Annotated in this window: 11 protein-coding genes and 1 pseudogene; 7 read left to right on the forward strand and 5 right to left on the reverse strand. The window is 69.8% G+C overall.

Translation table 11 applies throughout. From position 1 onward, the window contains the following. The first annotated feature begins 656 nt into the window (after window positions 1-656). Window positions 657-1,259, forward strand: coding sequence for an LmbU family transcriptional regulator (locus tag J2N69_RS28765; protein WP_230903275.1), 603 nt, complete (start codon window positions 657-659; stop codon window positions 1,257-1,259). A 91-nt stretch (window positions 1,260-1,350) separates the two neighbouring features. Here J2N69_RS28765 and J2N69_RS28770 read toward each other — a convergent pair whose 3' ends face one another. Beyond that, window positions 1,351-2,007 carry an FMN-binding negative transcriptional regulator gene (locus tag J2N69_RS28770; RefSeq protein WP_269075640.1) on the reverse strand — a complete coding sequence of 219 codons (657 nt, stop codon included), beginning with the start codon at window positions 2,005-2,007 and terminating at the stop codon, window positions 1,351-1,353. A gap of 388 nt (window positions 2,008-2,395) precedes the next feature. On the opposite strand from J2N69_RS28770, the gene J2N69_RS28775 reads away from it, so the two are divergent. The 4 genes from J2N69_RS28775 (at window position 2,396) to J2N69_RS28790 (ending at window position 6,739) form a co-directional block, all read left to right on the forward strand. After that, window positions 2,396-3,721 carry a lysine N(6)-hydroxylase/L-ornithine N(5)-oxygenase family protein gene (locus J2N69_RS28775; protein WP_230903277.1) on the forward strand — a complete coding sequence of 442 codons (1,326 nt, stop codon included), beginning with the start codon at window positions 2,396-2,398 and terminating at the stop codon, window positions 3,719-3,721. A gap of 131 nt (window positions 3,722-3,852) precedes the next feature. After that, entirely contained in the window at window positions 3,853-4,758 is a 906-nt protein-coding gene (gene rfbA, locus J2N69_RS28780; RefSeq protein WP_230903278.1) for a glucose-1-phosphate thymidylyltransferase RfbA, read from the forward strand. After that, a complete protein-coding gene (gene rfbB, locus J2N69_RS28785) occupies window positions 4,758-5,741 on the forward strand; it encodes a dTDP-glucose 4,6-dehydratase (RefSeq protein ID WP_230903279.1) in 984 nt (327 codons plus the stop codon). Before rfbA ends, rfbB begins: the two co-directional genes overlap by 1 nt. After that, window positions 5,738-6,739: a Gfo/Idh/MocA family protein gene (locus J2N69_RS28790; protein ID WP_269075641.1), complete on the forward strand. Its 1,002-nt coding sequence runs from the start codon at window positions 5,738-5,740 to the stop codon at window positions 6,737-6,739. Before rfbB ends, J2N69_RS28790 begins: the two co-directional genes overlap by 4 nt. Before the next feature lie 100 nt (window positions 6,740-6,839). Here the strand turns inward: J2N69_RS28790 and J2N69_RS28795 are convergent, their stop codons facing one another. Genes J2N69_RS28795 through J2N69_RS28805 form a run of 3 tightly spaced genes read right to left on the reverse strand, consistent with a single transcriptional unit; the run spans window position 6,840 to window position 10,572 of the window. Beyond that, window positions 6,840-8,225, reverse strand: a complete 1,386-nt coding sequence (locus J2N69_RS28795; RefSeq protein ID WP_230903281.1) for an NDP-hexose 2,3-dehydratase family protein — start codon at window positions 8,223-8,225, stop codon at window positions 6,840-6,842. Then, entirely contained in the window at window positions 8,222-9,526 is a 1,305-nt protein-coding gene (gene rfbH / locus J2N69_RS28800) for a lipopolysaccharide biosynthesis protein RfbH (protein ID WP_230903282.1), read from the reverse strand. The genes J2N69_RS28795 and rfbH overlap by 4 nt, the downstream gene beginning before the upstream one ends. Beyond that, window positions 9,523-10,572, reverse strand: a complete 1,050-nt coding sequence (locus tag J2N69_RS28805) for an NAD-dependent epimerase/dehydratase family protein (protein WP_230903283.1) — start codon at window positions 10,570-10,572, stop codon at window positions 9,523-9,525. Before J2N69_RS28805 ends, rfbH begins: the two co-directional genes overlap by 4 nt. Window positions 10,573-10,819: 247 nt before the next feature. Here J2N69_RS28805 and J2N69_RS28810 point away from each other — a divergent pair, with 247 nt between their 5' ends. Together J2N69_RS28810 and J2N69_RS28815 are read left to right on the forward strand one after the other, a co-directional pair. Next, window positions 10,820-12,124 (forward strand): activator-dependent family glycosyltransferase, encoded by a 1,305-nt coding sequence (locus J2N69_RS28810; protein ID WP_230903284.1) that lies wholly within the window; start codon window positions 10,820-10,822, stop codon window positions 12,122-12,124. 84 nt (window positions 12,125-12,208) lie between these two features. Continuing rightward, window positions 12,209-13,513, forward strand: coding sequence for an activator-dependent family glycosyltransferase (locus J2N69_RS28815; RefSeq protein ID WP_230903285.1), 1,305 nt, complete (start codon window positions 12,209-12,211; stop codon window positions 13,511-13,513). On the opposite strand, the pseudogene J2N69_RS28820 reads toward J2N69_RS28815, so the two are convergent. Continuing rightward, window positions 13,510-14,402: pseudogene (locus J2N69_RS28820) on the reverse strand (AfsR/SARP family transcriptional regulator). The gene J2N69_RS28815 and the pseudogene J2N69_RS28820 overlap by 4 nt on opposite strands. Window positions 14,403-14,523 lie beyond the last annotated feature (121 nt).

A 14,523-nucleotide genomic window follows, 5' to 3' on the forward strand; every position in this document is an offset into this window, starting at 1 on the left:
CTCTCAGGTCGACGTCAGCGAAACACCCTTGACCCTGGCCGCTCGGCCTCGAAGTCGATGGAATTCTAGCCAGCTTCAATCCGCAAGGTCACCCCTTACTTGTCGGTCTCTTGCGCGCATGGAGGGTGCCCCGGCCCCGTGCGTGCGCGTGTCCCACGGCTTACCGCGCCCACGCCGACCGGTCACCCGTCAGGGGTGGTCCGAGGGGTAAGCGGCGAATCGACGGTTTAGGGTATTTTCTGCGCTGATGGTGCGGTTCACCGGCAGCCCCGGTATGTCAATACCGCCTCCTGCGCCTCAGGTGTGCCGGAATCTGATCCTCCTATTCCGGTACGGCGGCCGGAAGGCGTCTGTGCCGTTTGAACTTCAATAAGTACGGCCGGGCAGAGCCGTGTGCTTGCCCTGGACTTTCCCTTGAGATCTACTCGGACAAGCCGCCGGAGTGGTTGCGTCCTATGTGGCTCGTTGGTGCGGAGTATCGCATCGGCACCCGCTTACCTGCGGAATATGCAGCCGAGTGGAACGGGGATGGATTAAGCATGTCGAAATCCGAAACAGCGAAGTCTGTACTATTTCGTAGAAGGGTTGACGCGATCCCGCGACAAGTGGGGAACGTCAGCGAGGACCACCGGCGCAGCCAGGTGTTGACCACACAAGTGGGATTGCAGCTACCGGCCGGTCTGACCTTCGAGAACTGGGAACTGGCCGGGCGTCAGCTCTCCGGCATCGTCAACTCGTCGTCCTGGTGGCTCGGCGACTGGCTCGTGTACGGCAAGGACCACTACCGCGACCGGTATGAGCGAGGAGTGCGCGCCGCCGGTCTCCAGTACCAGACGCTGCGCAACTACGCATGGGTGTCCCGCCGGTTCGCGCTCGACCGGCGTCGCTCCGCGCTGAGCTTCCAGCACCACGCCGAGCTGGCTTCCCTGCCCGCCGAGGAGCAGGAGCAGTGGCTCGACCGGGCCGAGCGGCAGGGGTGGAGCACCAAGCAACTGCGCAGGGCCATGCGGGTGGCCCGCGGCGGCGGGGAGCCGGAGGCGGCGCAGACCGAGACCACCCGGCGGCTCGCCGTGCCCGACAGCCGGCTCCAGTCGTGGCACAAGGCGGCGGAGCGGTCCGGGGTCGCGCTCGACCAGTGGGTCATGGCCACGCTCGACAACGCGGCCGAGCAGATCCTGGAGCACCTGGAGCAGTTGGAGCAGTTGGAGCAGGCGGGCAGCGGTGCGGGAGCGGGCCAGCAGCAGTGCCTGATCGGCTGAGTCGGTAACGGGCCGCGGGGTCCGCCTCCCTCCGGAGTGCGGGCCCCGCGGCATGCCGTTCGAGTGGCCGGGGGCCTCTCGCGCGAAGGGGTCAGGGCCCCGTCCGCGGCAGTCGGCCCATGAGCTCGGCGGTCTCCCGATGCCGGGTGCACTCGCTGCCGCCGAACGATTTCTGCACCCGTTCACGGACTGCGGCCGGCTGTTCCTGGCTGAGTTTGAACATCCCCTCGGCCCGGCTCACCGTCACCCGGAACGCGCCGACGCCGGGGACGATTCTGCGGAAGTAGTCGAGCGATTCCGACTGGTCCCAGCCGGCCCCGAATCTTCCCTCGAATGCGAGCGCGGTGGCCCGTACGACGTCGAGGGTCTCCTCAAGGGAATCGATCTTCTGCACCACACCGCGCACATGCACCGAGGTGAAGTTCCACGTCGGCGCGGCCGGCGTCACCTCGTACACCGACGGCGAGACGTAGGCGTGCGGCCCGGTGAAAGCCAGCAGAATGGTGTCTCCCGTCTCCAGTGTCCGCCAATGGGGATTGGCCCTGTTCATGTGCCCGAGCAGGGTGGCGCCCGTCAGGCCGTCGGTCCATTCTCCGCTCGTCCGGGGGTCCGGAATCACGGGAAGGTGCGTGGCGAAGGGGCCGTCTTCGGCGCTGCCGTTGATGGCGGCCAGTGCCAACGGATTATCACGGATCAGGTCGACCATCCATGAACCGTCCGGTTCACGGTAGTGACTGGGAACGAACACCCGGAAATCACACCCCTCGATGTCAGTGGTCTTAGTGCGGATCCAAGTCGGGGCAGAGTATCCACCCATTGGACGCAACGACCAGGCTCACCGGTATTCGCTTTGCTGTCCTGTCGACGGGACAGCCGGGGTGATGACGTAACGGGCCGGGGCTCTTGCCCACGCTTTCCGCAGGCATCTACGTTGGTGGCTCGATGGTCTCCTGTGCGCCACTGAATACGTGACTTCCGGATCGCCGGTCGCGGCATTCCGCGAGCATCTGAGACCGCATCAGAAACGATCTCGCCGCGAATCGACAGAATTCCGGGCGGGGTCCTTTGGTTGCCGCAATTCACCCATCGAAGATGCGGAAGTCCTGTCGCAGCGACGCCAGCGGGAGAAAACTTCTATGGTCACCAGTGCACAAGAGATCCATGACGTGGTCGGCATCGGCTTCGGTCCGTCCAACCTGTCGCTCGCCATCGCTCTGGAGGAGCACGGGGTCAATGTCTCGGCGCGTCCCGTCAACGCGGCGTTCTTCGAGCGGCAGCCGTCGTTCGGCTGGCACCGCAACATGCTGCTGCCGTCGACGACGATGCAGGTGTCCTTCCTGAAGGACCTGGCCACCTTCCGCAACCCGGTGTCACGGTTCAGCTTCGTGTCGTACCTGCACGATGCCGGCCGGCTGGCGAACTTCGTCAACACCCAGACGTTCTTCCCGACGCGGCAGGAATTCCACCAGTACCTGGAGTGGGCCGCAGCGAAGCTCGCCCACCCCGTCTCCTACCACTCGAACGTCGTCGGCATCAGGGTGCCGCGGGAGGCGACCGGCGGACCGTCCCCGTACGTGCAGGTCCAGGTGGAGGACGCGGACACGGGCCGCACCCGGCTGGTCAACGCGCGCAACGTCGCCGTCTCGACGGGCCTGGTGCCGCGCATGCCGGACGGAGTGGCCCGCGACGAACGCGTCTGGCACAGCTCGGAGTTCCTGACGAAGTTCCGGCAGCTGAACCCCGACGACCTGAAAAGGGTGGCGGTGGTCGGCGCGGGCCAGAGCGCGGCCGAGATCACCCGGTTTCTGTACGACGCTCTTCCGCACGCCCAGGTCTTCGCCGTCCTGCCGTCCTACGGATACTCCGTCGCGGACGACACACCCTTCGCCAACCAGGTGTTCGATCCGAGCGCGGTCGACGACTACTACTTCGGCACGGGCCGGACGCGGGAAGCCTTCTGGCAGTACCACAAGAACACGAACTACTCCGTGGTCGACGACGAGGTCATCAGGGACCTGCACCGGCGGGCCTACGAGGAGGACGTGCGCGCCACCAAGCGCCTGCACTTCCTCAACCTCTCCCGGGTCGACGAGGTCAAGCGGGTCGGGAACGAGACACGTGTGTCGCTGGAGTCGCTGCTCGACAGCGGCGCGCAGGAACTCGACGTCGACGCGCTCGTCTTCGCCACCGGCTACGAGGCCATGGACCCGAGCCGCCTGCTCGGCGACCTCGACCGCCACTGCCTGCGCGACGAGCAGGGACGGCACCGGGTGGAGCGCGACTACCGACTCGTCACCACCCCCGAACTCGCCGCCGGCATCTACCTCCAGGGCGGTACCGAGCACACCCACGGGCTGACGTCGTCCCTGCTGTCGAACATCGCCGTACGCAGTGGTGAGATAGCCGACTCCATCCTGCGGGACCGCGCCGGGCGCGCCGGGGGCGGAGCGGCAGCGGAGTAGAGCCACACCAGCTTTGGCTCGGCGGTCGACGGAGCGCCGAGATCTCGCGCAGATGGAGGAGACGTGGTCCACCCGATGTTCCGAGCGGCGCGCCGAGCGGCCGCACGCCCCAGTCGTACGGCCTCAGTCCGGTGAAGGGCATCGTCCTGGCGGGCGGGAACGGGACGCGACTGCGGCCCCTGACCCTCGTGGGCTCGAAGCAGCTCGCCCCGGTCTACGACAAGCCCATGGTCTACTACCCGCTGTCCGTGCTCATGCTTACGGGCATCGACGACATCCTGATCATCGCCCGCGGCGCGGAGGTCGAGCTGTTCCGAAGGCTCTTCGGGGACGGCAGCGGACTCGGCATGCGCATCGACTACGCGGTCCAGGACGAACCGCGCGGCATCGCCGACGCCTTCCGCGTCGGCGCCGACCACATCAAGGGGGAGGACTGCGCCCTCATCTTGGGCGACAACCTCTTCTACGGCGCCAACCTGCCCGCCGTCCTGCGCAGAAGCGCCCGGGAGATGCGCGGGTGCGTCCTCTTCGGCCACCAGGTCGCCGAACCGCAGCACTTCGGCGTCGCCGAGATCGACGCCAAGGGCCGGCTGGTCTCCATCGAGGAGAAGCCGGAGCACCCCCGCTCCAACCTCGCGATCCCCGGCCTGTACTTCTTCGACCCGGACGTGACGGAGATCGCCCGCGACCTGAAGCCCTCGGCCCGCGGCGAGCTGGAGATCACCGACGTGCTGCGGGCGTACCTGGCGGAGGGGCGCGCCGACCTGGCGTGGCTCGGCAGGGGCGTCACCTGGCTGGACACCGGCACCCACGAAAGCCTCCTGGACGCCGGCCGGTTCGTCCGCACCATCCAGCACCACCAGGGCACCCGCATCGGCTGCATCGAGGAGATCGCGATGTACATGGGCTTCATCACGCCCGACGCCTGCTACGACCTCGGAGCCGAGATGGGCAGTTCCCCCTACGGCCAGTACGTCATGGAGAGCGCCCGGGAGTACCGCCTGAACCCATCGCTCGACAACTTCCTGGAGGCCTGATGCGTCTCCTGGTCACCGGCGCCGCGGGCTTCATCGGCTCCGCCTACGTACGCGCACTGCTCGCACCCGGCGCCGACAACGCGGCGGCCGAGATCTCCCACGTCACGGTCCTCGACAAACTCACGTACGCGGGCCGCACCGACAACCTCGACCTCACCCACCCGCGGCTGACCTTCGTCCAGGGCGACATCTGCGACGCCGAGCTGGTCGGCCGGCTGATGGCCGGGACCGACCAGGTGGTGCACTTCGCCGCGGAGTCGCACGTGGACCGCTCCATCGCCGGCGCGGACGAATTCGTGCGGACCAATGTGACCGGCACCCACACGCTCCTCGACGCGGCGCTGCGCCACGGCGTCGACCGCTTCGTGCACGTGTCCACCGACGAGGTCTACGGGTCCATCACGACGGGCTCCTTCACCGAGAAGGACCTCCTCGGCCCCAACTCCCCCTACGCGGCGTCCAAGGCGTCCTCCGACCTCATCGCCCTCTCCTACCACCGCACCCACGGCCTGGACGTCCGGGTCACCCGCTGCTGCAACAACTACGGACCGCGGCAGTTCCCTGAGAAGGTCATCCCGCTGTTCGTCGCGCGCCTGCTCACCGGCGGCGACGTCCCGCTGTACGGCGACGGCAAGAACGTACGCGACTGGCTGCACGTCGAGGACCACTGCCGCGGCGTGGACCTCGTGCGCACCCTCGGCCGCCCCGGCGAGATCTACAACATCAGCGGCGGCACCGAGCTGACCAACCTCGAACTGACCGGGCTGCTGCTGAAGGCCTGCGACGCCGGCTGGGACCGGGTGCGCCATGTGGAGGACCGCAAGGGCCACGACTGGCGCTACTCGATCCACGACGACAAGGCCCGCACCGAACTCGGCTACCGCCCCCGGCGGGACTTCGAGTCCGGACTCGCCGAGACGGTGGCCTGGTACCGGGAGAACGCCTCCTGGTGGCAGCCGCTCGTCGCCGGTGCCACGGCATGACCGGTGGGGCGGCGACGCCGCGCCCGCTGCGGTGCGGCGTCCTGGGCTGTGCGGACATCGCGTGGCGCCGTACCCTCCCGGCGATGGCGGCCACGCCCGGCGTCGAGGTGGCCGCCGTCGCCAGCCGCGACGGGGCGAAGGCGGCCCGGTTCGCCGCCGCGTTCGACTGCGAGCCCATCGCGGGGTATGACGCGCTCCTCGCGTCCCCCGGCATCGACGCCGTCTACGTCCCGCTGCCCGCGATGCTGCACGCCGAGTGGGTCGGCAAGGCGCTGCGCGCGGGCAAGCACGTCCTGGCCGAGAAGCCGCTGACCGGGGACGCGGAGAGCACTGGACGGCTGCTGCGGCTCGCCGACTCCCTCGGGCTCGTGCTCCTGGAGAACGTCGCCTTCCCGCACCACGGGCAGCACGCCCACGTACGGAAACTGCTCGCCGACGGCGTCATCGGCGACGTGCGCGACTTCACGAGCGTGTTCACGATCCCGCCGCGGCCCGACGGCGACATCCGCTACCGGCCCGACGTCGGCGGCGGTGCCCTGCTGGACATGGGCATCTATCCGATCCACGCCGCGCTGTACCACCTCGGCTCCGACGTGGAGGTGCTCCACGCGGTGCTGCGGGTACGGGCCCGTACCGGCGCGGTGGTGTCCGGGCGGATCCTCGCCTGCACGCCCGCCGGGGCCACGGCCGACCTCACCTTCGGGATGGAGCACTCCTACCGGACGAGCTGCGAGTTCGCGGGCACCACCGGGCGGCTGCTGCTGGACCGGGCGTTCACCCCGCCCCCGGGGTTCCAGCCGGTGGTGCGCGTGGAGCGGCAGAACCATCGCGAGGAGTTCACACTCCCCGCGGACGACCAGTTCGCCAACGCCGTACGGTACTTCGCCGAGGCCGTGCGGTCGGGGGCCGGCGCGGCCGAGTACGCGACGGCCGGCCTGCGCCAGGCCCGGCTCGTCGGGGACGTCGAGCGGACGGCGGTACGGATCGAAGTCCCCTAGCGGATACGGCGGTTCGCCTTCGGCACACACCAGGGCCGGCTCCCTCGCGGGGAGCCGGCCCTCATGTGTGCTGTCGCCCTCGGCCGGGTGCGCGGCGCGGCTAGGCCTTCAGCGTGTTCATGCACATCAGGAGCGTGCGCGCCTGGACGCTGACGTAGTGGCTGTACCGGGCCAGCGCGGCGAGCTGGTCGCGGGAGACCCAGCGGAAGCCGGGCGGCTCGTGAAGCGGTGCCTCGCTCTCGTCGGCCTCCACGATCAGATACCGGCTGACCGCGTCCAGGAAGCGGCCGCCCTCCTCCGAGTGCAGCGCGGCGTAGCGGACGCGGGACGGGTCGGCGCCCGTCACCAGATCGAGGAACGGCGGCCGCTGCGCGGCCGGCAGATGCGCGTGGTTGCCGGGCGTGCACTGGACGGTGGGGCCCAGCTCCGCGTCCAGGAAGCCGCCCTCGGGCCGGGCGCGGACCAGCACATGCGGCACGCCTTCGATGGTGCGGGTCAGGAAGGCGACGACGCCCTGGCCGCACGGTTCGAACAGCGGCTGCGTCCACTGTCCGACCTCACGGTTGCCCGCCTGGACCGACACGCCCACGACCCGGAAGTACCGTCCCTGTTCGTGCTCCACCGTGTGCGTGCCGCGTGTCCAGCCCGGCAGGCCGAGCAGCGGGACGCGCTGCCCGCGGACCGGCGTCACGGACCGCTGCGCGGCGAGCCAGGACAGCAGGTCGGTGTCGGAGTGCAGGGCCTCCGGGGCGTCGGGTCCGTACAAACCGGCGAGTGCCGACCGGGCGTCCATGTTCACCGTGTGGTCGTGGCCGAGGAGCTCATGGATCTGGCCCAGCGTCAGCCAGCGGAAGTCCTCGTGCTCGGGGACCGGGCCCACCGCTTCGACGACCATGTTGCGGTTGCGTTTGCGGTGGAACCAGGAGCCGTGCTCGGACTGCAGCACGTCCGACAGGACGCGGCCCCGGGACGGGTCGGTGAAGTACTCCAGGTAGCGGACGGCCGCGCCCTTGTGGACCTGGGTGTAGTTGCTGTACGTGGCCTGCACGGTGGGTGAGAGCTGGAGCAGCTCGGGGTTGCCGGGCTCCATCTTGGCCTGCATCAGGAAGTGCAGGACTCCGTCGAACTCCCGGGCGAGGACGCCGAGGATGCCGACCTCCTGCTGGACGATGACGGGCTGGTGCCACTCGGCCTGGCCGGGCGGCTCGCCCACACAGGCGCGCAGCCCCTCCACGGTGAAGAAGCGGCCGCTGCGGTGCACGAGGTTGCCGGTCCCCGGCGCGAAGGACCAGCCGTCGAGGTCGTCGAAGGCGACACGGTCCACCGAGAACCGGACCTCCTCGCGGCGCCGGTGGAGCCAGCCGCGTATCTCCTCCGCCGACTCGCCGGTCAGCGCGGCCGCGGACCGGGCCACGCGGTCGGGCAGCGTGCGGTCCTCCCTGGGCCCGAGCAGCGGGCGGGCGTCCAGGCCGCCGGCCGCGGTCATCGGTGACTCCCCACGAACTCGGTGACGGAGGAGACCATGTAGTCGGTCATCTCGTCGGTGAGACCGGGGTAGACGCCCACCCAGAAGGTGTGCTCGGTGACGATGTCGCTGTTGGTGAGGGTGCCCGACACCCTGAACTCCCGGTCCGCATAGGCGGGATGGCGGGTCAGGTTGCCGGCGAACAGCCGCCGGGTGCCGATCTTGCGGCTCTCCAGGAAGTGCACCAGCTCCGAGCGGTGGAAGGGCGCCTCCGGGTCGACGGTGATGACGAAGCCGAACCAGCTCGGGTCGCTGCCCGCGGTGGCCTCCGGCAGCAGCAGCCACGGCACGTCCGCCAGGCCCTCGCGCAGCCGTCGCCAGTTGCGCCGCCGCGCCGCGCAGAACGCGTCGAGCTTCGCCAGCTGGGTCAGGCCGAGCGCCGCCTGGAGGTCGGTCGCCTTCAGGTTGTAGCCGACGTGGGAGAAGATGTACTTGTGGTCGTAGCCGGCCGGCAGCGTGCCCATCTGGTAGCCGAACCGCTTGCGGCAGGTGTCGCTCTCGCCGGGCTCGCACCAGCAGTCGCGGCCCCAGTCGCGCAGGGACTCCACGATCCGGGCCAGCGCCAGGTTCGAGGTGAGCACACAGCCGCCCTCGCCCATGGTGAGGTGGTGCGCCGGATAGAAGCTGACGGTGGTGAGATCGCCGAAGGTACCGGCGAGCTGCCCCTTGTACGTGGTGCCGACCGCGTCACAGGTGTCCTCGATGAGCAGCAGGTCGTGCTCCTCGGCGAGTTGCGCGACCTCCGCGACCTCGAAGGGGTTGCCGAGGGCGTGCGCGACGATGATCGCCCGGGTCCTCGGGCCGATGGCCTTCTCGATGCGCTCGGCGGTGGTGTTGTACGTGTGCAGGTCGATGTCGACGAAGACCGGCACCAGGCCGTTTTGCAGGATGGGGTTCACGGTCGTGGGGAAGCCCGCCGCCACCGTGATCACCTCGTCACCGGGCCTGAGCCTGCGGTCCCCGAGCTGCGGGGACGTGAGAGCGGTGATCGCCAGGAGGTTCGCCGAGGACCCGGAGTTGGTCAGATGGGCCTTGCGCCGCTTCATCGTGCGGGCGAAGGACGACTCGAACCGGCGGGACGACTTGCCCGCCGCGATCCGCATGTCCAGGGCGGCTTCGACGAGGGCGGCCCGGTCCTCCGCGTCGAGCACGGCTCCGGACGGCCAGATCTCCGTGACGCCGGGGACGAACCCCCGGTCGTCCTGGACGTCGTGGTGGTGCTTGCGGACCTCATCGAGGATGTGCGCGGCCCGTTCACTCATGTGCTGTCCTTCCCTCGGCCTTCGGCCGTCCCGGAGTTGAGACCATGCGGCGCGTCGGGGCCGGGCACCCCCGCCGCCGCGAGCAGATCGCGCACCGAGTCCGTCAGAGTCCGGCGCGGTGCCCAGCTGAGCAGTCGCCGCGCCCGTGAGGTGTCCAGGCGCTGCCACAGGGCGTCGGAGCGGTTCGCCTGCGCGGACCGCTCCTCCTCCACGCGGACCGAGCGGCCACTGCACGTGATCATCAGGTCGACGAGCTCGCGCACCGGGACGGTCTCGCCCCGGGCGATGTTGATGACGACGCCCGCCTCGGCGAGCGCGGCCCGCGGCACGCGGGCCGCCGCGACGATGGCGTCGGCGACGTCCCGTACGTCCACCACGTCACGGTGGGCGCGCAAGGGCGCCAGCCGCAGTACGTCGTGGCCCGCCGCCAGGTGCGCGGCGACCGTCCCGGGCAGACTGCCCAGGGGGGCGCCGGGGCCCCAGGAGACGGACACCCGCAGCACCACCCCGTCGACTCTCCGCTCCTGGACGGCGCGGACGACGGTGCGCGTCCCCGCCAGCTTGGTGCGGCCGTAACCGGTCGTCGGCGTCTGCGGCCACTCCTCGTCGATGAGGTCGTCGGGGCCGGCGGGCCCGTACTCGTGGGTGCTGCCGAGCTGGATGAGACGGGGCCGGCCGGGCAGCGCGGCGACGGCGTCCGTCAGCCGCTGGACGAAGCGGTCGTTGAGCGCGGTCATCCGCTGCTCGGTGCCGCTCCAGACCGCGCCCACGGCGTTCACCACGACCCGCGCCCCGAAGTCCGTGCACAGCCGGGTGAGTCCGGCCGTGCCGACGGCGTCGAGGTCGAGGTGCACGGTGTCGTTCCCGGCGGCGCCCGCCACGGCGCGGGCCGGATCGCCCGCCCCCGTCGCGGCATCGTCCCGCAGCCCCCTGCTGACCCGGATCACCCGGGCCCCCGTCGCGGCGAACGCGGTACAGATGTGCTGCCCCAGGTAGCCGGTGGCACCCAGTACGAGGACCGGTTCACCGGTCGGCGCTCCGTTCACGGGCGGGCACTGCCCTTGCGGCAACTGGTGCGCGTCCGCTGCCGACCGGCCTGAAAGCTCCCTGCCATCCGGTCCTCCCACTCTGTAGGCGCTCCACACGCACCGGTCCGGCGAGTGTGGGCCGCGCGGCTAAAGCCGATCTAGGCCCAGCCTTTCGTGGCGTACGACCAAGACCGGATCAAGGTCCGCTTAAGGGCGGTCGGCGAGCGTCTTCGAAGTCCCGGTGTCTACGGAGGAGTTGAGCGCTATGCGCGTCCTGTTTGTGACATGGCCCTGGCGCACCCACTACCAGCCGGTCGTGCCGTTGGGCTGGGCCCTGCAGACGGCCGGGCACGAGGTGCGTGTCGCGAGCGGGCCGGAGCTGAGCGACGTCATCACCAGGTCGGGCCTGACGGCCGTGCCGGTCGGCTCCGACGTGCCCGTCCTGCAGAAGCTCGCGGAGATGTTCACCGAGGAGCACCAGGAGATCGTCGACACCCTGGAGAAGCTCGGGCCGCGCGACGACCTCCTCTTCGAGTTCGCCAAGAACGACGAGGAACTGCTCACCTGGGACCGCCTGCGGTGGCTGACCCGGTACCTCACCGAGATCCTCAAGGGCATGAACGAGTCGATGATCGAGGACCTGGTCGAGTACTGCCGCTGGTGGCAGCCCGACCTGGTGGTCTGGGACTGGCTGACGCCCGCCGGCTCGATCGCGGCGACCGCGGTGGGCGCACCCCACGCGCGCATCAAGATCGAGATCGACGTGGACGCCCGGTTCCGCCGCGAGTTCGTGCGGGTGCGCGACGAGCAGGCTCCGGAGGACCGCGAGGACGCGATGGCGGACTGGCTGGGGAGCTGGGCGGAGAAGTACGGCGCCTCGTTCTCCGAGGAGATGGTGACGGGGCAGTTCACCGTCGAGCAGATGCTCGGCTCGCTGCGCCTGGAGTCGGACGTGCCGTGCGTCCCGATGCGCCTCATCCCGTACAACGGTCCCGCCGTCGTCCCGGAGTGGACTCGCGCCGACCCGGCGAAGCCGCGGGTCCTGGCCACCTTCGGGGTGAGCCAGGAGCAGGGCGAGGAGTATCAGGCGTTCTCCGTCGAGCAGTTGCAGGAGATGCTGGACTCGCTGGCGGACCTCGACATCGAGCTGGTCGTGACGCTGCCCGAGCAGCTCCAGAAGGAGTTGAAGCGGGTCCCCGCCAACACGCGCGTGGTGGAGTTCGTGCCATTGCACGTCATCATCCCCTCGTGCTCGGCGGTGATCCACCACGGCGGAGTGCCCGCGTTCCTGGACGCGATCGCCCACGAGGTGCCCCAGCTGATGGTCGGCCGTGTCGTGCCCGACATCGAGGAGCGGGCCGCGCGCACGGCAGAGGCAGGAGCGGGGCTGTGGCTCCCGCCGGCCGAGGTGAGCGGGGCGAGGATCCGCGAGGAACTGGTGCGGCTCCTCGACGAGCCGGCGTTCCGGGAGGCCGCCGGGCGGCTGCGGGAGGAGTACCTCGCCCAGCCCACCCCCAGTGAGGTGGTCCGGGAGCTGGAGTCGCGCGTGGACCGCGGCCGTTCCCGCTGACTTCCTTCCGGGCCGCCCGCGCGCGTCGTGGCAGGCCCCCGAGCGTTACCCAAGTCGCGGTGTCTACAGAGGAGTTTGACCGCCATGCGCGTCCTGTTCGTGACCATCCCCTGGCGAAGCCACCTGCACCTGCTCGTGCCGATGGGCTGGGCCCTCCAGACGGCGGGGCACGAGGTACGGGTGGCCAGCGGCCCGGAGCTGGCCGACGTCATCACCCGGTCGGGCCTGACCGCGGTACCCGTCGGCTCGGACGAGCCCGTCCTGGAGAAGCTGGAACGGTTGCAGGACGCCGAGGTCCTGAAGAAGGTCGAGGAACTCGCGGAGCGGGGCGACCTCCTGGTCGACATGTCCGAGAACCGCGAGGAGGAGCTGACCTGGGAGCGCCTGCGCTGGGCGTACCGGATGTACCGCAAGACCCACGCGGCCATGAACGACTCGATGGTCGAGGAACTGGTGGAGTACTGCCGCTGGTGGAAGCCCGATCTGGTGGTCTGGGACTGGCTGAGCTACGCCGGCTCGATCGCGGCCACCGCGGTGGGCGCCGCGCACGCGCGCATGCCGATCGGGCTGAACGTGGAGGCCCAGATGCGGGCGCACTACCTGCGGGTGCGGGAGCAGCAGGCCCCGCAGGACCGTGAGGACCCGCTGGGGGACTGGCTGGGGGAGTGGGCGCGGAAGTTCGGCGCCTCGTTCCATGAGGAGATGGTGACGGGGCAGTTCACCGTCGACCAGATGGTGGGCTCGCTGCTGCTGGAGTCGGACGTGCCCCGGCTGCCCATCGGCTACGTCCCGTACAACGGGCCCTCCGTCGAACCGGACTGGACCCGTGCCGATCCGGCGAAGCCGCGGGTCCTCGCGACCTTCGGTGTGAGCCTGGAGCAGGCGGCGAGGCATCAGGCCCTGACCACCGAGCAGTTGCAGGGGATGCTGGACGCCGTCGCGGGCCTCGACATCGAACTGGTGCTGACGCTGCCCGAGCAGCTCCAGAAGGAGCTGGTGCGCGTACCGGACAACACGCGCATGGTGGAGTTCGTGCCGCTGCACGTCATCATCCCGTCGTGCTCGGCCGTGCTCCACCACGGGGGCATCGGCCCGTTCCTGGACTCGATCGTCCACGAGGTGCCCCAGCTGATGGTCAGCCGTGTGCTGCCGGACATCGGCGAGCGCGGTCCGCGCATGGAACAGGCCGGAGCCGGGCTCTGGATTCCGGGGGACGACCCGGAGGAACTGAGCGGGGAGCGCATCCGGGACCACCTGGTGCGGCTCCTGGAGGAGCCCTCGTTCCGGGAGGGGGCGGGGCGGCTGCGTGCGGAGCTGCTCGCCCAGCCGACACCGGCCGAGGCGGTACGGGAACTGGAGCGGCTCGCCGACGGACACCGCTCGCGCTAATGCCCGCCGTCCATCAGGATCGCCCGCTGGATGTCCTGGAGCGCCGGGCCGGGCTCGATGCCCAGCTCCTCCCGGAGAGTCCGGCGGGCCCGCTGGTACACGCGCAGCGCGTCCCCCGGGACCCGCTGCGGTGCAGCGCCATCATCAGCTGCCGGTGGAACGCCTCGCGCATGGGGTGCTCCGTGCTGAGGAGGTAGAGGTCGCTGACCAGCTCGCGATGGAAGCCAAGGGCCATGCGCGCTTCGATCAGGCTCTCCATGCACTCCAGCTGGGCTTCGTTGAGCCAGGTGCGGAACCCCTGGAGGATCGGGCCCGGCGCCACGCCGGCGAGGAACGGCCCCCGGCACAGAGCGAGCGCGGCCTCGAAGTCACGCATCGCGGGTTCGTAGCCGCCGCTCCTGAGGTGTGCCCGGCCCTCCTTCATCAGCCGCGTGAAGTCACGCAGGTCGACCTCGTCGGTGCTCGCCGTCAGCAGCATGTACCCCGGGGGCTTGGTGAGGACGGGGCTCGCCTGCGTCCCGGCCCGGCTGAGCAGTTTGCGGATCTGGGAGACGTACACGTACAGGCCCGCCGTGGCACTGCGCGGCGGCTTCTCCCCCCAGATCTCCCGGATGAGCTGGTCGACGGTGACGACCTGCTCGGAACGGATGACGAGCGCGGCCAGCAGGATCTCCACCTTCTGCGCCTTGACGGTCTTCGCGCTCGTTCCTTCTATGACACGGAGTTGCCCCAGAATCTCGTAGCGCACGCTGTGAACCCCCATTTGCTGGAAAGATGTCCGTCCGGGTCGAGCGGTAAATTCGGCGGGTGAATCAAGCGGTGCCGGAATTAACTGAAATCGATCGCTGAATTCATCGGCTGCCGGCTGCTTCTGGCTGCGGCCGAACATACCTCAGATCGCCCGTGCCGGACCGGCCGCGAGCGGTGCCCGGCGTCCCGTTGACGGGACAGTTCCCGCCGTCTGACCAGGAGCGCGAAAGGGCATGCGGCGCCTGGTCGGAGCATTGACA

It is taken from the genome of Streptomyces huasconensis, from assembly GCF_021028635.1.
In the GTDB taxonomy this organism is placed as follows: Bacteria; Actinomycetota; Actinomycetes; order Streptomycetales; family Streptomycetaceae; genus Streptomyces; species Streptomyces huasconensis.

Coding starts and splice junctions, on each gene's coding strand:
- J2N69_RS28775 (WP_230903277.1), top strand. CDS start 2,396: ATGGTCACCAGTGCACAAGAGATCCATGACGTGGTCGGCATCGGCTTC.
- rfbB (WP_230903279.1), top strand. CDS start 4,758: ATGCGTCTCCTGGTCACCGGCGCCGCGGGCTTCATCGGCTCCGCCTAC.
- J2N69_RS28790 (WP_269075641.1), top strand. CDS start 5,738: ATGACCGGTGGGGCGGCGACGCCGCGCCCGCTGCGGTGCGGCGTCCTG.
- J2N69_RS28795 (WP_230903281.1), bottom strand. CDS start 8,225: ATGACCGCGGCCGGCGGCCTGGACGCCCGCCCGCTGCTCGGGCCCAGG.
- rfbH (WP_230903282.1), bottom strand. CDS start 9,526: ATGAGTGAACGGGCCGCGCACATCCTCGATGAGGTCCGCAAGCACCAC.
- J2N69_RS28810 (WP_230903284.1), top strand. CDS start 10,820: ATGCGCGTCCTGTTTGTGACATGGCCCTGGCGCACCCACTACCAGCCG.
- J2N69_RS28815 (WP_230903285.1), top strand. CDS start 12,209: ATGCGCGTCCTGTTCGTGACCATCCCCTGGCGAAGCCACCTGCACCTG.